The organism is Halorubellus amylolyticus (assembly GCF_034808145.1).
In the GTDB taxonomy this organism is placed as follows: domain Archaea; phylum Halobacteriota; class Halobacteria; order Halobacteriales; family Natrialbaceae; genus Halorubellus.
Window position 1 is genome coordinate 350,753 of the sequence record NZ_JAXHGM010000002.1, and the last position, 19,640, is coordinate 370,392.

The following is a 19,640-nucleotide window of genomic DNA, read 5'->3' on the forward strand; positions in this document are numbered from 1 at the left end:
TTGTTGCAAAAACAACTGGTGTGGAGCGATGGACGCGGCCGGTTCCGCCGGTTCCGGGTCAGCGGATCTTCCGGACGTCGCTGATGTCGAACCCGGCGTCGCTGATGTCGGTCTCGAACTGGATGATGTTCTCCTCCTCGAGCCGCGACAGCACGCCGCGGAACTGCTTGACGACGAGCGTGCGAGCGCGCTCGGAGCCGCCGGACTCCCACTCGAACAGAAGCGAGCCGTCCGTCGATTCCATGAGGCCGCCGAGTTCGTGCTCGGAGAGCGCTTCGGTGTTCACGAGCAGGAGGACGAGTCCGCCCCACTCGTAGCTCGCCTTCTTCAGGCCCTTCATGAGGAGCGTGATCTCGTTCCAGTCCATGTCGCCGCTCGCCGCTGACACCAGGTCGGTGACGGAGTCGAGGACGACGAGACTCCCGCTCGCGTTGTCGTTCATGTACTCGCCGACCGCGTCCAGCGTCCCACGGCGGTCGTTCCGGTCGCCGAGATCCGTTATCTCCCGGGTCTCCGTCGCGTACCACTCGCGGGGAACCTGCGATAGCTGGAAGTACTCCGTGGAGAAGTCGGCGAACGAGATCGCTTCGGCGGCCGCGTCGACGATGTCGTCGTCCATCGCGTACTGCATCTCGGAGACGATGGCTTCGCGCTCCTCGGTGAACGACAGGTAGTGGATGTCGTCGGGGACCGCGGCGTTCCCGTGCAGGCCGCCGTAGTAGAGGTCGAACAGCTCCGCGTCGGCGTGCGCGAGCGCGTTCATCGCGACGCTCGTGTACACGAACTCGCGAGCGCCAGCGCCGACCTCTCCAGCGAGGAGGACGACGCTCCCCGGCGGCGCACCGCCGTCTATCATCGAATCGAGTCGCGAGATACCGAACGGGAGCCGCTCCATGCACGCACTGTCGGGAGGCGCGGATAACTGTCTTACGGCGCTCCCCCTGCAAGCACGAGCGTACGGCCGCCACCAGGCGGCCGTTTCTGGGTTGACTGCAAGCACGAGCGTACGACCGTCACCAGCCGGTCGTTTCTGGTGTGGTCGTGGGTTCGTTCTCAGTCGGTGATGCGTGCGCCGCTGGTGGCGGGTGCGACCGCGAGCGCGTCGCCGTCGACGTCGGCGGCGTCGAGGGCGTTCCGGGCGGCGTCGAGTGCGCTGTCGACGTGCGTGGTGTCGGTGAGTGCGTACACGGCGGGTCCCCACGAGCTCTGGCCGACGCCGCCGACGGCGTCGCTCCGCGAGAGCGATTCGACGATCTCGCCGACGGGTGGACGGAAGACGCCGCCCTGTTCGTCCGCGTACCACGCGCCGTTGCGGTGGCCGAGTTCGCTCATGCCGTCGGCGAACCGCTTCCGGTCGTCGGTCGCGGCGGCGGGGAGGAGGGTGCGGGTGAGTGCGCCGGCGACGGCGTCGGCGACGGTGCCGTCGGCGCGTTCGACGACGCTCCGCATGCTCGCGGCCTCCGCGTCGCCGTTCCGGCCGGCGTCCGCGTCCGGGAGCCCGAGGACGAACCGCCAGTCGTCGGGGAGCGCGTGGCGGGCGACGACGGGTGGGGTCTCCCACTCGCCGCGCGCTGGTTCGTCGGTGGTGAAGCGCGCGGTCGGGTGGCCGGCGTCGACGACGAACCCACCCGACTCGAACGTGGCGACGCCGACGCCGCTTCGGCCGCCGCGACCGAGCGCCGGAGCGTGCTCGCGCGGGCGGGGGTCGACGTCGTTCGCGCGGGCGACCGCGGTGTACGTCGCGAGCGCGAGCTGCGTGCCGCTGCCGAGGCCGACGTGCCGGGGGAGCGTGCGTTCGACGGTGACGTGCGCGCCGTCGACGCCGAGTATCTCGACGGCGCGCTCGGCGTACCGTCGGGCGGCGTCGAGGTCCGCGCGCTCGTCGGTCCCGACCGCGGGCGTCGCGTCCGCCGCCGCGTCTACCGCGACCGCGTCCGCGGCGACCGCGCTGACCGCGACGCGGGGCTCGGCGAGCCCGACGCCCACGCCGCCGTAGAGGCGGTCGTGCGCGAGCGAGAGGTTCTGGAACCCGAAGTGCAGGCGCGCGCCCGACGAGACCGTGACCATACCCGTCAGTCGTGGCCATAGGTGCAAGGGGTTTCGACGGTGGCAACCTCGTCCGGTGACGGAAGCCGAGCGCCAGTCGACGCGAGGACGACCCGCCGGCCCGCTCCGCCAGCAACGTCTGTCGTGGTACCCGAACTTAAGACCGCCCGCGGCCACGTCTCCGTATGACCGATAGCGAGAAACCCGACGGCCTCCGGTCGCGCGAGGTCACCGAGGGTACCGAGCGCGCCCCGCATCGCGCGATGTTCCGCGCGATGGGGTTCGACGACGACGACCTCTCCGCGCCGATGGTCGGCGTCGCCAACCCCGCCGCAGACATCACGCCGTGTAACGTCCACCTCGACGACGTCGCCGACGCCGCCATCGACGGCATCGACGACGCCGACGGGATGCCCATCGAGTTCGGCACCATCACCATCAGCGACGCCATCTCGATGGGAACCGAGGGCATGAAGGCCTCCCTCATCTCGCGGGAGGTCATCGCGGACAGCGTCGAACTCGTCGCGTTCGGCGAGCGCGTCGACGCGCTCGTCACCGTCGCGGGCTGCGACAAGAACCTCCCCGGGATGCTCATGGCGAGCATCCGCACCGACCTCCCCAGCGTCTTCCTCTACGGCGGCTCGATCATGCCCGGCGAGCACGACGGCCGCGAGGTCACCATCCAGAACGTCTTCGAGGGGGTCGGCGCGGTCGCGGAAGGCTCGATGAGCGAGGACGAACTCGACGACCTCGAACGGCACGCGTGCCCGGGCGCCGGCTCCTGCGGCGGGATGTTCACCGCGAACACGATGGCGTCCATCTCGGAGGCGCTCGGCATGGCGCCCCTGGGGTCTGCGAGCGCGCCGGCCGAGTCTGACGGCCGGTACGACGTCGCCGCACGCGCCGGGGAACTCGCGCTCGACGCCGTGCACGCCGACCGCCGCCCCAGCGACATCCTCTCGCGCGAATCGTTCGAGAACGCGATCGCGCTCCAGGTCGCCATCGGCGGCTCCACGAACGCCGTCCTCCACCTGCTCGCGCTCGCCGCCGAAGCCGGCGTCGACCTCGACCTCGACGACTTCGACGAGATAAGCGAGCGGACCCCGAAGATCGCGAACCTCCAGCCCGGCGGCACGCGCGTCATGAACGACCTCCACGAGCTCGGTGGCGTCCCCGTCGTCCTCCGCCGGCTCCACGACGCCGACCTGATCCACGGCGACGCCGACACCATCACGGGCCGCACCGTCGCCGAGGAGCTCGCGCACCTCGAAGCTGAGGGGGACCTGCCGTCGCGAGACGCGGTCGAGGCGGCGGACGCGGACTTCCTCTACCCGGTCGACGACCCCTACCAGGAAGAGGGCGCCATCCGCATCCTCCGCGGGAACCTCGCACCCGACGGCAGCGTCCTGAAGGTCACGGGCGACGACGCCTTCCACCACGAAGGCCCCGCTCGCGTGTTCGAGAACGAGGAGGACGCAATGCGGTACGTCCAGGAGGGCGAGATCGAGAGCGGCGACGTCATCGTCATCCGGAGCGAGGGCCCGCAGGGCGGTCCGGGGATGCGCGAGATGCTCGGCGTCACCGCCGCCGTCGTCGGCGCCGGCCACGAGGACGACGTCGCGCTTCTGACTGATGGCCGTTTCTCGGGAGGTACGCGCGGTCCGATGATCGGGCACGTCGCGCCCGAATCGTACGCCGGCGGCCCCATCGGCGCCATCGAAGACGGCGACGTCGTCACCGTCGACGTCCCCGACCGCACCCTCGACGTCGACCTCACCGACTCCGAGATAGCCGAACGCCTCGACGCGCGCGACGACCCCGACCCCGCGTACACGAGCGGCGTCCTCGCGAAGTACGGCCGCGACATGGGCTCCGCCGCCAACGGCGCGGTCACGAACCCGGCCGCGAAACGCGACGACTGACCGCGAGCTCGCGCTCGAACGCGTCGACACCGCTATCGATTCCGCGCAGGCTAAACCCCGCGAGCACCAAGGGCGACCAATGAGCCTGGAGGGGGACTGGCGCGACCGCATCGACGACGTGGACGCTCGCCTCATCGACGAGTTCCAGAGCGACTTCCCCGTCGAAAGACGACCGTTCCGCACGGTCGCCGACGCCATCGGGACGGACGAGACCGACGCGTTCGAGCGGATGACGGCCCTGCTCGACGCGGGCGTGTTCCGGCGGTTCGGCGCCGTCCTGAACCCGCCCGTCATCGGGTCGTCGACGCTCGCCGCCGTCTCCGCGCCCGACGACGAGTTCGACGAGATCGCGGACGTCATCAACGGCTACCGGCAGGTGAACCACAACTACCGGCGGGACCACGAGTGGAACATGTGGTTCGTCGTCACCGCCGGGTCGCGCGAGCGACGCGACGAGATCCTCGCCGACATCGAAGCTCGGACCGGCTGTACGGTGCTCGACCTCCCGATGCTCACGGACTACTACATCGACCTCGAGTTCCCCGTCGTCAACGACGACCGGTTCGCGCGCGAGAGCCTCGAAGCCACTGACGTGTCCGCGACGCGCATCAGCGAGAGCGCGACCGGCGACCTCTCCGCGTTCGACGCCGACCTCCTGCTCGCCATCCAGGACGGCTTCCCCGTCTCGCGAACGCCGTACTGCGACCTCGCCGACGCCCTCACCGAGACCGACGACCACGGCGCCGTCGCCGTCGACGACGTCCTCGCCGCCGTCGACGACCTCCGCGCGAAGAACTGCATCAAACGCATCGGCTGTGTCGTCAACCACGTCGTCACCGGCTTCCGGAACAACTGCATGGTCGTCTGGTCGGTTCCCGACGACGAACTCGACGCTCGCGGCGAACACGTCGGCGCCCTCCCCTACGTCACGCTCTGCTATCACCGCCCGCGGCGCCCCGACGTCGACTGGGAGTACAACCTCTTCACGATGATCCACGGCCGCGACGCCGACGTCGTCGACGCGAAGATCGACGAACTCGCCACCGACCACCTCCCCTACGAGCACGAACGGCTCTACTCCACGGAGACGCTCAAACAGACGGGCGCGCAGTACGAAGACCTCATGAACTAGCCCGCGAGCGGTCCCGGCGCCGACGCCCACGACCGCCGCGACACCGTCCGACCGTTCCGACTCGCGCTCGGCGACAGCACCGAGTTACTTCCGGGACGCGACGAGGATCATCGGGCCGACGAAGATGAGGCCCACGCCGAGGAACTTGTAGTGGATCGGTGCCATCGACGACGGCGTCAGCACGAATATCGCGCCGAACGTCAGGAGCGTCAACCCGACGAGCTTCATCGACTTCAGCGGCAGTGCGCCGAGGACGGACACGATCAACAGCAAGAGTAGCGCCTGCCCAACGTTGTACTGGAGCAGGAAGTTGTCGACGATCTGGAGCGCGATGTCCATCATTCCTAGGTCGTAACTCGCCACGAAGCGGTCTTAATCGTAACGATACCGCGGTCGCGTCCGTCGGTCGCGGTCGGGCGACTCACGCGGTCGGCCCGGTCAGGTCGAGCGACCGGATCCAGCGGTGCCAGAACAGGGTGACGATGGCGGAGAACCCCCACGTCCACGCGACCGTCCCCAGGAGCGAGTAGCCCGCGGCGGTGAGCGCGTACTTCGCGAGCCCCGGGACGACGATCCCCGCGAGGACGGTGAGGCCGACCTGTACGCGCTCGTCCGCGAGCGTCGCTGTGTCCATACTCGACCGTTGGAGTGGACGTGCCTGAACCCATCGGTCTCGGGTTCACGGTCACCGAGGCGAGTCACTCGACGCCCTCGACGGTCGTCGCACAAAGGGGTGGACGCACGGGACGTACGAACCATGGAGCGTGCACGTGCGTCCACGGTAACGTACTGCTTCCATACCCTTAATTCGCTCGGAGGGCTGTATGGCGGGTGCACAGGCGCGAACGCGGCCGAATCAGCTCGCCGACCTGATGGGCGAACCGGGGGACGGCGGTCGAGATTCGGGGGGTCGAGTTCCGGCGGTCGATCGTCCCTCACTCGTCGGTGGGAGACGCGTCCGGGAGGGCGACGGCGAGCGCCTCGATGGGCGTCGGCGGGTACGCGTCGGCGTCCTCGCGCGCCGCGAGCTGCGTCCGGCAGGACGCACCCGGTGCGACGACGGTGTCGGCGTCGCTCGCGTCCACCTGCTCGTAGAGGATGTCCGCGATGGCGGAGCTCATCGCCTCGTGCTCGCGCTCGTACCCGAAGCTCCCCGCCATCCCACAGCACCCGGAGTCGAGCGCGTCCACGCGGTAGCCCGCGCGCCGGAGCACGCCGACGGCGTGGTGGTCCTTCTTCGTCGCCTGCTGGTGGCAGTGCCCGTGGTACGCGACGTGCTCGCCGCGTTCCCGCCACTCGACGCGGTCGTCGAGCGAGAACGCGTCCAGGTACTCGCAGACGCCGTACGTCGCCGTACTGACCGCCTCCAGCGTCGCCGCGTCCACGCCCCGCCCGCCGCTCCCGCCGTCGCCCGCGGCAGCGTCCGCGCTCAGGAGGTCGTGGTAGTCCGACTGGAGCATCACCGCGTCCGACGGTTCGACGACTACGACCTCGCGGCCGCTTCGGACGTACGGCGCGAGGGCGTCGACGACCTCGCTCGCGGTCTCGCGAGCCCGGTCGAGGAACCCCATCGAGTGCGCGGGCCGTCCCGTGTCCGTCACGTCCCCCGGGACGACGACGTGGACGCCCGCGGCCTCCAGGACGCGGACCGCCGCCTTCCCCGCGTCCGGGTTCGTGTAGTTCGTGTACGTGTCCGGGAACAGCACCACCGACCGGGTCGCGTCGCTCGACCGCACCGCGCTCCCACCTCTGGCCTCGAACCAGTCGCGGAACGTCGTCCGCGCGAACGACGGGAGCGGCCGGCCGGTCCCGATGCCGACGGTTCGCTCCAGGAGCGCTCGCGCGCCCGGCGCCGCCGCGAGCCAGTTCGACACCGGCGCGAGCGCGCTCCCGACCCTCGCGAGCGCGTCGACGTTCGCGAACGCCCGCTCGCGGAGCGACGCCCCCTCGCGCTCGTGGTGGGCGTGCGTCACCTCCGCCTTCAGTTTCGCCATGTCCACGCCGCTCGGACAGTCGCGCTTGCAGCCCTTGCACCCGATACAGAGGTCCAGGACCTCCTCGCGGAACTCCGCCGAGAGGTGCGCGTCGTCGGGCAGGTCGCCCTGCATCGCCTCCCGGAGGAGGTTCGCACGACCACGCGTGCTCGCGACCTCCTCGTCGGCCGCGCGGTACGTCGGACACATCGCGCCACCGGTCGTCTCCTGCGGGCCGCGACACCCGCCGCAGCCGTGACAGAGTTCGACCATCCCCTGCAGGCCGTTCTCGTTCTCCCACGCGAGCGACGGCTCGAACCCGACGTCGAACGCGTCGGCGGGGCCGCTGCGGAGGTGCTCGGTCATGTCCACGTCCCCGCAGACCTGCCCGGGATTCAAGCGCCACTCGGGGTCGAACGCCGACTTCAGCTCCCGGAAGCGCTCCCAGACGTCGTCCCCGAACAGCTTGTGGTTCCACTCCGTGCGCGCCCGCCCGTCGCCGTGCTCGCCGCTGACGGAGCCGCCGTACTCGACGACGAGGTCCGTCACGTCGTCCGCGATGGACCGCATCGTCTCGACGCCGTCGACCGTCTTCGTGTCCACGAGCGGCCGGACGTGAAGGACGCCCGGGCCGGCGTGCGCGTAGAACGACGCGAACGTGTCGTGCTCGTCGAGCACCGCCTGGAACGCCTCGACGTACTCCGCGAGGTGCTCGGGCGGGATGGCGACGTCCTCGATGAACGACGCGTGCTTCGCGTCCGACGTCCGCGACAGCAGTATCGGGAGCCCGCTCTTGCGGAGCTTCCAGAACCGCTCGCGCTCCCCGGCCTCGTGCGCCTCCAGGCCCGCGACCGCACGCGTCTCGGCCGCCGTCGTCACCGCGTCCGCGCCCGGGTCGCCAGCGGTCGACGCCGCCGGCACGCGGTCAGCGAGCAGTTCCGCGACCGCGCGCTCGCCCGCCGCGTCGCTCTCGGCGTAGAACTCCACGAGGAGCACGTCGCTCGCGCCCGCGGGGAGCAGCTCGACGACGTCCGCGAACTCCGGCGTGTCCCGCGCCAACCCCAGGAGGACGTCGTCGACGAGCTCGACCGCAGCCGGGTCGTGCTCGAGGATGGGCGCGACGTCCCGCATCGCCTCGACGAGGTCGTCGTAACAGAGGAGCGCGACCGCCTTCGTCTCCGGGACCGGCTCCAGGCGCACCTCGACCTCGGTGACGACCGCGAGCGTCCCCTCGCTCCCGCACAGCAGCTTCGCGAGGTTCACGGCGTCGCCCGCGCCGTCCGGCTCGCCGACGCCGCGCTCGCCGCCCGCGTAGTCCTCGACGAGCCAGTCGAGGTTGTACCCCGACACCGACCGCTTCAGGTCCGGGTAGCGCTCCCGGAGGAGGTCGCCGTCCGACTCGAGCATCTCCAGTACCGTCGCGTAGACCTCGGCTTCGAGGTCGTCGCCCGCCGCCTTCTCGCGTGCCGCTTCGACCGACACCTCCCCGAACTCCGTGACGGTGCCGTCCGCGAGCACGACCTCGCAGCGCTCGACGTACGCGTCCGTCTTCCCGTAGCGCAGCGAGTGCGCGCCCGTCGAGTTGTTCCCGACCGCGCCGCCGAGCGCGGACTTGTCGCCCCACGCCGGGTCCGGCGCGAACTTCAGGTCGTGCTCGGCGAGCCGCCGGTCGAGGTCCCCGAGCAGGACGCCGGGCTGGGCGACCGCACGCCGCCCCTCCGGGTCGACCTCGCGGACCGCGTCCATGTGCATCGTGAAGTCGAGTACCACCGCCTCGTTCACCGTCTGCCCGGCGAGACTCGTCCCGCCACCGCGCGGCAGCACCGCGATACCCTCCTCGGCACAGAACGACAGCACCGCGGCCACGTCCGCCGTCCCCGTCGGGAACACGACACCGACGGGCGTCACCGAGTACAGGCTCGCGTCCGTCGCGTACAGCTCGCGCGAGTAGTCGTCGAACCGCACCTCGCCGTCGACGCGCTCGCGTAACGCCGCCGCCAGCTCGGGGCGCTCGACGCGGTCGCTCGCGTAATCGTAGTCCGACGCCTCGTCGCGCGCTCGCCCAGCGGCGTTCGGCTCCGTCGCCATGACAGACGCGTCGACTCACGACGCCTTAACCGCCACGCCGCACCGGCGCGCGGTCGACTCGACGGCGGGCTCCCCTCAGTCGTCCTCGTGTCGACGTCGACGCGCCAGGCCGACGAGCTCCAGGCCCGCCTTCTCCAGCGAGTCGTAGTCGTCGGCCGCCACCGCGAGCTGCGCCGCCTCCAACGCCTCACGAACGTCGTCCTGCGCACTCATACCCGACCGATACGCACAGAACGACCCTAAACCCACGCCATGCACGGTGAAAGTGAAAACCGCCCGACTGCGCCCGCTCGAACCGTCGTCTCACCACCAGGAGACCACTCCGAACCGACCAGCAAGGTAGACAGAAGCATTATGCCACCACGAGACGTCAGACGTTCCCAGATGGGAACACTCGACCGCGTGCTGGAGGCCTTCGGCGAGGACGAGACACGCCCCGAGTACGCGTGCCTCGCGTGCGAAAGCGGCTACGAGGTCCAACACCACGTCTGCCCCGACTGCGGCGGGTACAGCGTCGAACGCATCGACTGGTAGACGCCACCGATGCGGCCGCGACCCGACGGCCGACCGCGCGCCGACCCGGCACGGCAACCCCCGGATGACGAGCGACGGCGGTGGTCACTCCAGCGCGTACACGCTATCGTTGTCCGCCCCGACGTAGACCGTTCCGTCAGCGACCGCCGGCGATGACAGCACGACGCCAACGTCACCGAACGACCAGTCTTGACTCCCCGTCGCCGCGTCGACCGCGTACACCCGGTTCGCGTCCACGCCGAAGTACACCGTTCCGTCCGCGAGAACGGGCGGGGCGACGATGGCTCCCTGCCGCCCACCGTACGACCCGTCCGTCTCGAACCGCCACCGGGGGGCCCCGTCCGACCGACCCAGTGCGTACAGCGCGCCCGGCGTCTCGAACAGCGCACCGTCGCCGACGTACACCGTCTCGTCGGCCACGACCGGCGACGCCCGCACCGGATGGTCCGTCTCGAACGACCACGCGACGGCCCCGTCGGAAGCGGACAGCGCAACGACCTGCCCTGACTTCACCCCGACGTACACGCGGCCGTCCACGACCGCCGGAACCGCGCCGACCTCGCCCCTCGTCTCGTACCGCCACGCCTCACTCCCAGCGTCCGCGTCCACGGCGTACACGTTGCCGTCCGCACTCCCCACGAACACCGTCCCGTCGGCGTACGCCGGTGCCGTGACCGCCCCACCGGCCTCGAACCGCCAGCGGACCGACCCGTCGCTCACCGAGATCGCCGACAGCACGCCCTCGGCGTCCCCGACGAACACCGTCCCGTCGACGACCACGGGCGGCCGACCGGTGACGGCGCCGCCGGTTCGAGCACGCCATCGTTCCTCGCCCGTCGCCGCGTCCAACGCGAACACGCGCCCGCCCTTGCTCCCGACGAACACCGTCCCGTCGTCGACAACGAGCGCGTCCTGTAACCGGGTCTCGGTCTGGAACCGCCAGCGTTCGGTGCCGTCGCTGGCGACTATCGCGTACACGTACCGGTCGGCGTCGACGTACACCGTCCCGTCGACGACCGCCGGCGTCGAGTGCGTGTTGTTCCCCGTTCCGAACACCCACCGCGGTTCGACCGACCCCGTGGGCCCGACGTTCCCCGCGGCCGCCCCGGAGTTCCCGGCGTCGAACTGGAACCGCGGGAACGCTCCCGCCGGACTCGGGTCTGCGTCGTCGTCCTCCTCGGTGGTCTCCTCACCCTCGCCGTCGGTCGGTTCGCTCCCGTCCGGCGAGGTGTCCGTACTCGTCGCAGTCCCGTCGCGGACCTGCCGGTGGCGCGCGAGCGTCACCGGCGACCCCGCTTCGTCCCGATACACCACGCGAACGACGTCCGTCGGCGACACCTCGCTCGGCCAATTGAGGATCGACGCGCCGATGCGCGCGCTCGCACCCTCCGAGAGCGACTCGTCCGACCCGGCACTCGTCGTCCCGAGCGCGTTCCACACCGCCGTATCGCCGTCGCTCGACTCGATGTGGACCTTCCCCGCCGTCAGACTCCCGCCACCGGCGTACGAGATGGTCAACGACCGCCTCGCCTCGTCGTACGAGAACTCGAACGTCGCGTCCGACGGATTCCCCCCGCTCTGCGTCACGAACCTGAGACAGCCAGAGAGCGCGCCCGTGAGCGCCAATCCCCCACCCGCCAACAGCGGACGACGTGACCACCCATCAACCATGCCAGTACAGAACGGAACGACTTACTTAAAAGTTTGACACGAACGCCGCCGGCTCACCACACACGGAACATCCCAAAACAACACCACCCAGGACACCACCAGCTACCCACCGCCATCACTCCCGTTCTCACCACCCGCGCGAACGAACAAACGACTCGCTACGCTCGTCGTTTTGTGTCCGCGGAAGGAGTGGGCAGACTCGGATTTGAACCGAGAACCTCCACCTTATCAGAGTGGCGCTCAACCTAATTGAGCTATCCGCCCGAACGCACTCCGAGATAGATGGGTGATGAATAAAAGGGTTTCCTTCTTGCAGTTCGAGTGTGAGTCAGTCCCGGTCCTCGTCGTCGTCGCGGACGTCCTCGACGTCCACCTCGAACGACTCCTCGTCGAGGTCGATGGTGTCGTCGTCGCGGTCGTCATCGTCGCGCGCGCCACCGCCGAACGGGCCGCCGCGGCCGTCGCCGTCACCGCCGAAGCTCCCGCCGAAGCTACCGCCAACGGAGAACCCGCCCGCGGCACCGCCACCGCTCGCGTCCTCCGGGTTCGGGAACCCGAACGTCCACGCCTTCCCCGAGGCCATCCCGCCAGTTCGCTTGTCGAGCTGCGGGACCACCACGAACTTCTTCAGCGCCATCCGGATCGGGACGCGCGTCAGCGGGAGCGTCAGCGCGATGCCGATGGCGTCCGTGACGAGCCCGGGCGTCAGGAGGAACGCGCCCGCCGCGATCAGGAGCCCGGCGTCCATGAGCTCGTTCGTCGGCGGGTTCCCCTTGGCGAGCGACCGCTGTATCTTCGCGAGCGTCCGCCGACCCTCCATCCGCACGAGGAGCATCCCGATCAGGGCAGTCAGGACGACGAGCGCCACCGCCTGCAGGCCACCGAGCGTCCCCGACGCCACCAGTCCGACGAGGACGATGGAGTCCAGGAGTGGGATGACGAGCAGTGCGGCGATGTACCGGAGCATACCTCCGTCTAGCGCGTCCGGCTTCAAAGCCCTTTATCCACGTCCGGCCGAACCGCTCGTATGGACGAGTCCGCCGAGCAGACGAAGGTCGAGTGGCGCGAGTGGGGCGAGGAGGCGTTCGCGGTCGCCGACCGCGCCGGGAAACCCGTGCTCCTGTCGCTCTCGGCGACGTGGTGCGCGCACTGCCACGAGATGGACCGGGAGACGTACGACGAACCGCGTATCGCCGCGAACGTCAACGACGGGTTCGTGCCCGTTCGCGTGGACGCCGACCGCCACCCGCGCGTCCGGGAGCGCTACAACATGGGTGGGTTCCCCTCGACGGTGTTCCTCGCGCCGGACGGGAGCGTGCTCTCGGGCGCGGGCTACCTCGGCCCGGACGGGTTCCGGCAGGTACTGACGAGCGTCCGGAAGGCCTGGAACGCGAAGGGCGTCGACGCCGGGACGGTGCCGCGCGCGCTCCGCGAGGGCCTGCCGCCCGCGGGCGAGTTGACACCGGAGGTCGAGCAGCAGATGCTCGGCCAGCTCGTGGACTCGTTCGACGACGAGCACGGCGGGTGGGCCGAGAACGCGAAGTTCCCGCTGCCGCGCACCATCGAGTTCGCGCTGAAGCGCCAGCGCGACCAGGCGGTGCGGACGCTCGACGCGGTCGACGCGAACCTCCGGGACGACTACGACGGCGGGTTCTATCGGTTCGCGGAGAACGCGAACTGGTCGACGGTCCACCACGAGAAGCTGCTCGACTCGAACGCGGCGCTGGTGCGGGCGTTCGCGAACGCGTACCTCTACACGGGCACCGAGACGTACCGGGAGGCTGCGAGCGCGGGCGTGAATTACCTCTCGTCGACGCTCTGGACGGGGTCGGCGTTCGCGGGGAGTCAGGCGGCCGACGAATCGTACTACGGGCTCGCGCCGAGCGACCGCGAGGACGCCGACGCGCCGGCCGTGGACCCGACCGCGTTCGCGGACCGGAACGCGCTCGCGGCCGACGCGCTCCTCGCGTTCGCGGCGTACACGGACGACGAGCGGGCGCGCTCGTACGGGACGCGAGCGCTCGAGTTCGTCCGCGAGGAACTCGTCGACGACGGCGCGGTCACGCACTACGTCGCGTCCCCCGAGGAGACGGATGCCGTGGACGGCGAGGACGCTGGGGCGGCCGAGCGCGGGGAGGTCGGCGTGCTCGCGGACCAGGCGCGGGTGCTCTCGGCGCTCCTCCGCGCGCGCCAGGTGACGGGCGCCGACGTCGTCGACGAGGCGCGTCGGGTCGCGGACTGGACCATCGAGGAACTCGGGGACGACGATGCGTTCCGCGACGGGCCCGCGTCCGGCGCCGGGTTGCTCGACGAGTCGCTGTACCCGCTCGACGGGAACGTCGAGTTCGCGGACGCGCTCCTCGACCTCGCGGCCGTCACGGGCGACGACGAGTACCGCGCGGTCGGCCGGCGCGCGCTCGAGGCGTACGGCGGTGCCGCCGACCGGTTCGGGGTGCGCGTCGCCGCGTACGCCGCGACCGCCTCTCGGTACCTGGAGTCGCCGCTCGTCGTTCGCGTCGGCGACGACGCCGGCAGCGACCTGCATCGCGCCGCCCTCCGGATGGCGGACCACGAGAAGGTCGTCGTCCCCGCGGCCGACGACGTCGCTTCCGGCGAGGCGTCGGTCGCGCGCGGCGACGACGTCGCGGGCACGGCGAGCACGCCCGCCGACCTCGCGGACCTGGTCGCGGAGACCGTTTAAACGCCGGCTCCGGGGTCGCTGACGCCTCTCGACCCCGTCCCGTTCCGGCGCCCGGACCGACCTCGCGCCCTACAACTACCGATGTGTTTATGGTTCTCCACTCTGTTTGGGTTTACTATGGCCAGCCTGCGAGACCTCGGGTTGTCGGAGTACGAGGCACGAGCGTACCGTGCACTCCTCAACACCGGACCGACAACCGCAAAGGAGTTGTCCCGGGCGAGCGACGTCCCGATGGGCCGCATCTACGACGTCCTGAACAGCATCGAGCAGTACAACCTCGTCCGCAGTCAGACCGCCTCGCGCCCGAAGAAGTACGTCGCGGTCGAACCCGCGACCGCGCTCGACCGCCTGCTGGAGGACAAGAAGCGCGAGCTCGAGGAGAAGGCCGAGCAGTACCAGAACATCGTCGACGAACTCAGCGACGAACTCGACGCCGCCGAACCCGTCGAGGAACAGTTCTGGACGGCCGCCGTCGGCCAGGACGAGACCACCGACCTCCTCCTGGAACGGCTCACCGCCGCCGACGACCGCATCGTGATGGTCGCCAGCGACCCGAGCCCGCAGTTCAACGTCGCGGAGATCGGCGAATCGATCGTCGAGGAGATGGAGAACGCCCTCGAACGCGGCGTCGACGTGGACGTCCTCATGACCCGCGAGATGGTCGCCTCGCTCAGCGAGGAGGTCGGTCGCCGCTACCGCGACCGACTCACGGACGACCCGAACTTCAACGTCCGCACGAGCGAGAACGTCACCGGGACGTTCAACCTCATCGACGACATCGAGGTCGTCATTCAGGTCCCCAACCCCCTCGGCGGGACCGAGGCGTTCGCGATGATCGACCTCAAGGACCCCGAGTTCGCCGCGGACGTCTTCGAGGAGTTCGACCCGACGTGGGACGGCGCGGAACCGCTCTCGTTCTGAACGGACTCGCCGACGCCGGACCGACCTCGTCCTGGGTCGGGAACGGAACGCCGTATGCGGCCGGGAGCGGGACGCCGTCCGCCCCCGCGTCGAGCGCGGAGCGGTCGTCCATCGCGTCGAACTGGTCAGTGAGGGATACAGTTTTGTCCGTGGCTCCTCTCAGGTAGCCGTATGCCAGCGACAACGGGTGCCTCGCACGGGTTCGCGGCGTTCGCGACGCTCCTCATCGGCACGATGTTCTCGAAGTTCGTCTGGGAGATACTGCCACCGCTCGGAGAGCTCTCGCTGCTCGTCGTCGAGACGGTCCGACAGTTCGGGGTTGGGGTCCCGGCGAGCAGACAGTTCGCGGGAACGCTCGTGGTGATGGTCGGGCTGTCGTTCCTCTGGGGCGTCGTGTACCACGTCGGGCGGCACTGAGACCGTCGGGCCTCGCCGGCCGTACTCAGTCCTCAAGTTCGTCGCGGAGCGTCCCGACGTCCACGACGCGCTCGGCGTGCGCGTTGTGCTGGTGGATGCTCTCGTCGTTGCTCTGCTTCATCGTCACGACCGCGTCGTCCGCGAGGTCCGGGAACTCCTTCGCGACGCCCTCGGCCATCGACCGCACGCAGTCCTCGACGAACTTCGCGTCCGCGTGACTCTGGTAGGTCATGTGGTCCTCGTCCGGGCGCTTCGCGAGGTTGTAGATGCGCGCGCTCATCGAGTCGCGAGCGACCTCGACGAGCTCCATGAGGTCGACCTCGGGCGCGCCGTCGGTCTCGACGGTGAGCGTCGCGTGCCCGCGCTGGCTGTGGCCCGGCTGGGGGACCTCGTCGAGGAACGCTTCCGCGGTGTCGTCGTCCACGCCGAGGTCGTCCAGTACCGACCGGGCGCGGGCCGCGCTCATGCCCTGCGAGCACGGACACACCGTCATCCCGACGACGCGCGCACCGATCTCCTCGCGCGTGCCGTCCTCGGTCGCGGTCGCGCCCGCGATGACGTCCACGGTGCTCTGGGTCTCGCGGTCGCTCGCCGGCGTCTGCTCGCGCGTAATCAGCTCCGCCTCCATCCGGACCTCCGCCTTGCTCGTGTAGTCGTGCTTGTCCAGCAGGCGCTCGGCGGCGTCACCGCAGACGTCCTCGACGCGGTACGCCTCGTCCCGGGTCGCCGCTTCGAGCGTCTCGTCGATGACCTCCATGTTCCGACTCATGTCCGCGCCCTTCCGCCACGACGGCAGGTCGACGAACACCTCGAACTCCGCCATCAGCACGATCGGTCGCTTCTCGGGGCGGGCGAGCTTCACGAGCTTCTCGACGCCCGTCACCCCGACCTGGTTGAGGCCGACGGTGACGTCCGGGCTCGACGCCTGGACGTCCGGCAGTTCCTGACTCATTGCTCCAAAGAAGGGTAGACGGCCGTTTGTACCTAACGAAGGGGGAACCGACAGCTAGACGCCCGATATCGGCGTCGAGAACGCGTCACGGTGGCGTTCTCGACTCGTCTAGTCGAGCTTGTTGAGGGCTTCGAAGAAGTTCACGGGCGGGCCCGCGACCCGCACCGGGTCGGGCGCGGTCCCGACCTCCACGGCGGCGGGCAGGTCGAGTTCGCGGGTCTCCCGTCCGTCGCTGATGACGTGCGCACGGTCGGCGTCGTCGACGCGGACGGTGACGGTCTGGTCGCGGGAGAGGACGAGCGACGGCATCGCCTCGCTCGCGCACATCTCGGTGACGACGTAGTCGCCGGCGGCGGGCGCGACGAGCGGACCGCCCTCGCTGAGGTTGTACGCCGTGGACCCGGTCGCGGTGGCGACGAGGACGCCGTCGGCGTGCCCGCCTGAGTACAGTTCGCCGTCGACGCGCACCTCGAACCCCGCGCCGGCGCCGTGCCCGCGCTGGGGGCCCTGGACGACGATCTCGTTCACCGCGGGGGCGAGCGACCAGTCGTCGCCGTGCTGGCCGGTGCCGGTCGCGGTGAGTCGCGGAAGTGCGCGCGAGCGCACCGTCCCGGTCTCGCGGAACCGTTCGACCTCCGCGACGAGCGCGTCGTGCGCGTCCTCGGGCGACACGGCGTTCAGGAACCCGACCTCGCCGAGGTTCACGCCGAGGATGGGGACGGAGTTCGCGCCACGGGCCGCGTAGAGGAAGGTGCCGTCGCCGCCGATACTGCAGACGAGGTCGCAGGCCCGCATCTCGCCGGCTGGGACGCCGTCGACGTCGAGTTCGGCCGCGGTCGCCTCGTCGACGGCGACGGCGACGTCGCGCGACCGGAGCTCGTCGCAGAGCTCTCCGGCGAGACCCGCGGCGCGCACGTTCCCTTTCTGGGCGACGACACCTACGTGCATGTTCCCGCCTACCACCCGCCCGGTGAAAAACCCCGCGTCGTGACGCGACCCGTCGTGACGGTCACTGGTTGCGATATCGCGGTGGACGTCGACAGCAACAAGGTTGATACGTTTCGGTCCCGTCGCTCGGCACACACACGCTCGCGCGGTCGCCGATGGTTGGGTCGCGCGAGCCCTTTCGACGATGAGCGAGGACGACGACGAGGACTGGTTCGAGCGCGCACTCGACGAGACGCCGCCCGAGGACGACCCCGGTGACTGGGACGAGTGGGCCGGGGAAGGCGGCGATAGCGACGACGCCGAAGGCGATAGCGACGACGCCGGTGCTCCCGGCGATGGGGACGCGGCCGGCGACGGGATGTCGGGCGAGACGACCGTCGACGCGGACCTCGTTGACCGGAGCGACGGCGACGACCACGACGGCACCCACGGCGGCGCCGGCCAGGAGGACGACGACGGCGGTGGCGACCGCGAGGACGACGGCGGCGGCCTGTTCGACGACGACTTCGCGGCCGCGATGGGTGACGCACCGGACGTCGCCGGTCCCGCTGGCGGTCCGTCGGGCGGCTCCGGCGGTGCGTCGGGAGGGCCTGGTGGACCGGGCGCGGAGAGCGACTTCCCGGGCGGCGGCGAGTTCGATATGGACAGCGATCTGGACGTCGACGCCGACTTCGGGACGAGCGGCGGCGACGACTTCGGGATGGGCGGCGGCGACGACTTCGGGATGGGCGGCGGCGACGACTTCGGCATGGGTGGTGGCGGGGACTTCGGCATGGGCGGTGGCGGCGGGTTCGAGGCCGAAGATGAGTACGAGACGGACCTGCCCCGCATCGACCTCGGCATCGACGGCCTCGACGAGATGATCCAGGGCGGCGTCCCCGAACGCTCGCTGATGGTCACCATCGGGTCCGCCGGGACCGGGAAGACGACGTTCGCGCTCCAGTTCCTCCACGAGGCGCTCCGGAACGGCGAACGCGGCATCTACATCACGCTCGAGGAGTCCCGCGAACGCGTCATCAACTCAGCGACCGAGAAGGGACTCGACTTCGACGAGTACGCCGACAACGGGCAGCTCGCCGTCGTCGACCTCGACCCGGTGGAGATGGCGAACTCGCTGCGGTCCATCCGCTCGGAGCTCCCGCGACTCATCGAGTCCTTCGACGCGACGCGGCTCGTCCTCGACTCCGTGTCGCTCCTCGAGATGATGTACGACGACCGCGCGAGACGCCGGAACGAGATCTACGACTTCACGCAGTCACTGAAGAACGCGGGCGTGACGACGATGCTGACGAGCGAGGCGAGCGACGAGCACTCCTACACGAGCCGGCACGGCATCGTCGAGTACCTCACGGACGCGGTGTTCGTCCTCCAGTACGTCCGCCCGGACGACTTCCGCGAGACCCGGCTGGCCATCGAGATACAGAAGATACGGGACGCGAACCACTCCCGGGAGACCAAGCCCTACGAGATCACGAACGAGGGCATCTCGGTGTACCGGCAGGCGAACATCTTCTAGACGCCGTCGCTGGCCGACGCCTCATCGTCGTCGTCATCGTCGTTGCGGCCAGCGCGGTCCTCGGCTTGGCGTTCGTCTTCGAGCGCGGCGACGATACCGTCGAGCTCCGCGGGGTCGGCGTCGGCGATCTGTTCGAGGAGCGCCTCGGTTCGCTCGCGGTCCTCGACGTCGAGGATGCCGGCGAGTTCGCCGAGTGCGCCGTCGACGTCGCTGGGCGCGGGCTCGGGGTCCGGTATCTCGTCGGGGTCGACGGCGGTCGCGTCCGTCGTCGGGTCGGGGGCGAGCGCGTCCGGCACCACCGGGTCGTCGGGGAGGGGCGTGGAGAGGTCGTCCGCCCCGAGCGTCGCGGGGTCGGGGCTGAGGCCGAGGAGTCGTTCGAGCGTCTCGCTCGCGGATTCGTCGGGCATCCCCATCGACTGGACGTGCTCGTGGACGCGTTCGCTGACCGCGATGGTGCGTGGCTCGCGGTCGGTGGACTCGTCGGCGGGCATACGTGGACGGTGGGACGCGAGAGGGAAGAAGGTGAGCTACTCTCGCGTCTGCTCGGGCGGACGCCGGGGTTCGTGTTCGTGTTCGGTGCCGCAGTCCGCGCAGACGCTGGCGCGACCGGGGCGCGTGCGTTGGGCGGCGACGGCGCCGCAGTCGTCGCACACCATGAACAGGCGTTTCTCGGGGTCGACGCCGGCCTCGAACGTGACCTCGATCCAGGCGTCGTCGTTCTCGGGGTCGAAGAGGCGGACGCCGTCGTCGGTGCGCCGCCAGTCGACCGGGTCCTCGCTGCCGCGCTCGGGGGTCGCGGGGTCGCTCATCTACCCGACG

19 protein-coding genes and 1 tRNA gene are annotated in these 19,640 nt (G+C 70.1%); 7 read left to right on the plus strand and 13 right to left on the minus strand.

Annotation, left to right across the window (positions count from 1 at the left end):
* Positions 1 to 58: 58 nt before the first annotated feature.
* Positions 59 to 895 carry an RAD55 family ATPase gene (locus SM754_RS07485; RefSeq protein ID WP_323675604.1) on the minus strand — a complete coding sequence of 279 codons (837 nt, stop codon included), beginning with the start codon at positions 893 to 895 and terminating at the stop codon, positions 59 to 61.
* A 158-nt stretch (positions 896 to 1,053) separates the two neighbouring features.
* Positions 1,054 to 2,067, minus strand: a complete 1,014-nt coding sequence (locus tag SM754_RS07490; protein WP_323675605.1) for a beta-ribofuranosylaminobenzene 5'-phosphate synthase family protein — start codon at positions 2,065 to 2,067, stop codon at positions 1,054 to 1,056.
* A 164-nt stretch (positions 2,068 to 2,231) separates the two neighbouring features.
* Here SM754_RS07490 and ilvD point away from each other — a divergent pair, with 164 nt between their 5' ends.
* Both ilvD and ahbB read left to right on the plus strand, forming a co-directional pair.
* A complete protein-coding gene (gene ilvD, locus SM754_RS07495; protein WP_323675606.1) occupies positions 2,232 to 3,968 on the plus strand; it encodes a dihydroxy-acid dehydratase in 1,737 nt (578 codons plus the stop codon).
* Between the two features lie 79 nt (positions 3,969 to 4,047).
* On the plus strand, positions 4,048 to 5,100 hold the full coding sequence (ahbB, locus tag SM754_RS07500) for a siroheme decarboxylase subunit beta (protein ID WP_323675607.1): 1,053 nt from the start codon (positions 4,048 to 4,050) through the stop codon (positions 5,098 to 5,100).
* Positions 5,101 to 5,184: 84 nt separating this feature from the next.
* On the opposite strand, the gene SM754_RS07505 is transcribed toward ahbB, so the two are convergent.
* The 4 genes from SM754_RS07505 to SM754_RS07520 form a co-directional block, all read right to left on the minus strand.
* On the minus strand, positions 5,185 to 5,442 hold the full coding sequence (locus SM754_RS07505) for a DUF8006 family protein (protein ID WP_323675608.1): 258 nt from the start codon (positions 5,440 to 5,442) through the stop codon (positions 5,185 to 5,187).
* A 79-nt stretch (positions 5,443 to 5,521) separates the two neighbouring features.
* Entirely contained in the window at positions 5,522 to 5,734 is a 213-nt protein-coding gene (locus SM754_RS07510) for a DUF7996 family protein (RefSeq protein ID WP_323675609.1), read from the minus strand.
* Between the two features lie 301 nt (positions 5,735 to 6,035).
* Positions 6,036 to 9,161, minus strand: a complete 3,126-nt coding sequence (locus tag SM754_RS07515) for an FAD-binding and (Fe-S)-binding domain-containing protein (RefSeq protein WP_323675610.1) — start codon at positions 9,159 to 9,161, stop codon at positions 6,036 to 6,038.
* 75 nt (positions 9,162 to 9,236) lie between these two features.
* Positions 9,237 to 9,374: a hypothetical protein gene (locus tag SM754_RS07520; RefSeq protein ID WP_323675611.1), complete on the minus strand. Its 138-nt coding sequence runs from the start codon at positions 9,372 to 9,374 to the stop codon at positions 9,237 to 9,239.
* 171 nt (positions 9,375 to 9,545) lie between these two features.
* Between SM754_RS07520 and SM754_RS07525 the strand changes: the two genes are divergently transcribed.
* Positions 9,546 to 9,695, plus strand: a complete 150-nt coding sequence (locus tag SM754_RS07525) for an FmdB family zinc ribbon protein (protein ID WP_323675612.1) — start codon at positions 9,546 to 9,548, stop codon at positions 9,693 to 9,695.
* Between the two features lie 84 nt (positions 9,696 to 9,779).
* Here the strand turns inward: SM754_RS07525 and SM754_RS07530 are convergent, their stop codons facing one another.
* The 3 genes from SM754_RS07530 to SM754_RS07540 form a co-directional block, all read right to left on the minus strand.
* Positions 9,780 to 11,366, minus strand: a complete 1,587-nt coding sequence (locus tag SM754_RS07530; RefSeq protein WP_323675613.1) for an outer membrane protein assembly factor BamB family protein — start codon at positions 11,364 to 11,366, stop codon at positions 9,780 to 9,782.
* A gap of 190 nt (positions 11,367 to 11,556) precedes the next feature.
* A tRNA-Ile gene (locus SM754_RS07535) sits at positions 11,557 to 11,630 on the minus strand.
* A gap of 64 nt (positions 11,631 to 11,694) precedes the next feature.
* Entirely contained in the window at positions 11,695 to 12,333 is a 639-nt protein-coding gene (locus SM754_RS07540; RefSeq protein ID WP_323675614.1) for an FxsA family protein, read from the minus strand.
* 60 nt (positions 12,334 to 12,393) lie between these two features.
* Here SM754_RS07540 and SM754_RS07545 point away from each other — a divergent pair, with 60 nt between their 5' ends.
* The 3 genes from SM754_RS07545 to SM754_RS07555 all read left to right on the plus strand — a co-directional run bounded on the left by SM754_RS07545 (position 12,394) and on the right by SM754_RS07555 (position 15,405).
* Positions 12,394 to 14,067: a DUF255 domain-containing protein gene (locus tag SM754_RS07545; protein WP_323675615.1), complete on the plus strand. Its 1,674-nt coding sequence runs from the start codon at positions 12,394 to 12,396 to the stop codon at positions 14,065 to 14,067.
* A 117-nt stretch (positions 14,068 to 14,184) separates the two neighbouring features.
* Positions 14,185 to 14,988 (plus strand): TrmB family transcriptional regulator, encoded by an 804-nt coding sequence (locus SM754_RS07550; RefSeq protein WP_323675616.1) that lies wholly within the window; start codon positions 14,185 to 14,187, stop codon positions 14,986 to 14,988.
* A gap of 171 nt (positions 14,989 to 15,159) precedes the next feature.
* Positions 15,160 to 15,405: a hypothetical protein gene (locus SM754_RS07555; RefSeq protein ID WP_323675617.1), complete on the plus strand. Its 246-nt coding sequence runs from the start codon at positions 15,160 to 15,162 to the stop codon at positions 15,403 to 15,405.
* A gap of 25 nt (positions 15,406 to 15,430) precedes the next feature.
* Here SM754_RS07555 and mptA read toward each other — a convergent pair whose 3' ends face one another.
* Positions 15,431 to 16,357, minus strand: a complete 927-nt coding sequence (gene mptA, locus SM754_RS07560) for a GTP cyclohydrolase MptA (RefSeq protein ID WP_323675618.1) — start codon at positions 16,355 to 16,357, stop codon at positions 15,431 to 15,433.
* Between the two features lie 108 nt (positions 16,358 to 16,465).
* Entirely contained in the window at positions 16,466 to 17,305 is an 840-nt protein-coding gene (locus SM754_RS07565) for an NAD(+)/NADH kinase (protein WP_323675619.1), read from the minus strand.
* 184 nt (positions 17,306 to 17,489) lie between these two features.
* Between SM754_RS07565 and SM754_RS07570 the strand changes: the two genes are divergently transcribed.
* Positions 17,490 to 18,821, plus strand: coding sequence for a KaiC domain-containing protein (locus SM754_RS07570; RefSeq protein WP_323675620.1), 1,332 nt, complete (start codon positions 17,490 to 17,492; stop codon positions 18,819 to 18,821).
* On the opposite strand, the gene SM754_RS07575 is transcribed toward SM754_RS07570, so the two are convergent.
* Positions 18,818 to 19,312 (minus strand): hypothetical protein, encoded by a 495-nt coding sequence (locus tag SM754_RS07575; protein WP_323675621.1) that lies wholly within the window; start codon positions 19,310 to 19,312, stop codon positions 18,818 to 18,820. The two genes, SM754_RS07570 and SM754_RS07575, sit on opposite strands and share 4 nt — an antisense overlap.
* Before the next feature lie 36 nt (positions 19,313 to 19,348).
* Entirely contained in the window at positions 19,349 to 19,630 is a 282-nt protein-coding gene (locus tag SM754_RS07580) for a hypothetical protein (RefSeq protein ID WP_323675622.1), read from the minus strand.
* Between the last annotated feature and the right edge of the window lie 10 nt (positions 19,631 to 19,640).

What these genes read in the sequence shown, in the direction of transcription:
- SM754_RS07485 (WP_323675604.1), bottom strand. Translation starts at nt 895, where the DNA reads ATGGAGCGGCTCCCGTTCGGTATCTCGCGACTCGATTCGATGATAGAC.
- SM754_RS07490 (WP_323675605.1), bottom strand. Translation starts at nt 2,067, where the DNA reads ATGGTCACGGTCTCGTCGGGCGCGCGCCTGCACTTCGGGTTCCAGAAC.
- ilvD (WP_323675606.1), top strand. Translation starts at nt 2,232, where the DNA reads ATGACCGATAGCGAGAAACCCGACGGCCTCCGGTCGCGCGAGGTCACC.
- ahbB (WP_323675607.1), top strand. Translation starts at nt 4,048, where the DNA reads ATGAGCCTGGAGGGGGACTGGCGCGACCGCATCGACGACGTGGACGCT.
- SM754_RS07505 (WP_323675608.1), bottom strand. Translation starts at nt 5,442, where the DNA reads ATGATGGACATCGCGCTCCAGATCGTCGACAACTTCCTGCTCCAGTAC.
- SM754_RS07510 (WP_323675609.1), bottom strand. Translation starts at nt 5,734, where the DNA reads ATGGACACAGCGACGCTCGCGGACGAGCGCGTACAGGTCGGCCTCACC.
- SM754_RS07515 (WP_323675610.1), bottom strand. Translation starts at nt 9,161, where the DNA reads ATGGCGACGGAGCCGAACGCCGCTGGGCGAGCGCGCGACGAGGCGTCG.
- SM754_RS07520 (WP_323675611.1), bottom strand. Translation starts at nt 9,374, where the DNA reads ATGAGTGCGCAGGACGACGTTCGTGAGGCGTTGGAGGCGGCGCAGCTC.
- SM754_RS07525 (WP_323675612.1), top strand. Translation starts at nt 9,546, where the DNA reads ATGGGAACACTCGACCGCGTGCTGGAGGCCTTCGGCGAGGACGAGACA.
- SM754_RS07530 (WP_323675613.1), bottom strand. Translation starts at nt 11,366, where the DNA reads ATGGTTGATGGGTGGTCACGTCGTCCGCTGTTGGCGGGTGGGGGATTG.
- SM754_RS07540 (WP_323675614.1), bottom strand. Translation starts at nt 12,333, where the DNA reads ATGCTCCGGTACATCGCCGCACTGCTCGTCATCCCACTCCTGGACTCC.
- SM754_RS07545 (WP_323675615.1), top strand. Translation starts at nt 12,394, where the DNA reads ATGGACGAGTCCGCCGAGCAGACGAAGGTCGAGTGGCGCGAGTGGGGC.
- SM754_RS07550 (WP_323675616.1), top strand. Translation starts at nt 14,185, where the DNA reads ATGGCCAGCCTGCGAGACCTCGGGTTGTCGGAGTACGAGGCACGAGCG.
- SM754_RS07555 (WP_323675617.1), top strand. Translation starts at nt 15,160, where the DNA reads ATGCCAGCGACAACGGGTGCCTCGCACGGGTTCGCGGCGTTCGCGACG.
- mptA (WP_323675618.1), bottom strand. Translation starts at nt 16,357, where the DNA reads ATGAGTCAGGAACTGCCGGACGTCCAGGCGTCGAGCCCGGACGTCACC.
- SM754_RS07565 (WP_323675619.1), bottom strand. Translation starts at nt 17,305, where the DNA reads ATGCACGTAGGTGTCGTCGCCCAGAAAGGGAACGTGCGCGCCGCGGGT.
- SM754_RS07570 (WP_323675620.1), top strand. Translation starts at nt 17,490, where the DNA reads ATGAGCGAGGACGACGACGAGGACTGGTTCGAGCGCGCACTCGACGAG.
- SM754_RS07575 (WP_323675621.1), bottom strand. Translation starts at nt 19,312, where the DNA reads ATGCCCGCCGACGAGTCCACCGACCGCGAGCCACGCACCATCGCGGTC.
- SM754_RS07580 (WP_323675622.1), bottom strand. Translation starts at nt 19,630, where the DNA reads ATGAGCGACCCCGCGACCCCCGAGCGCGGCAGCGAGGACCCGGTCGAC.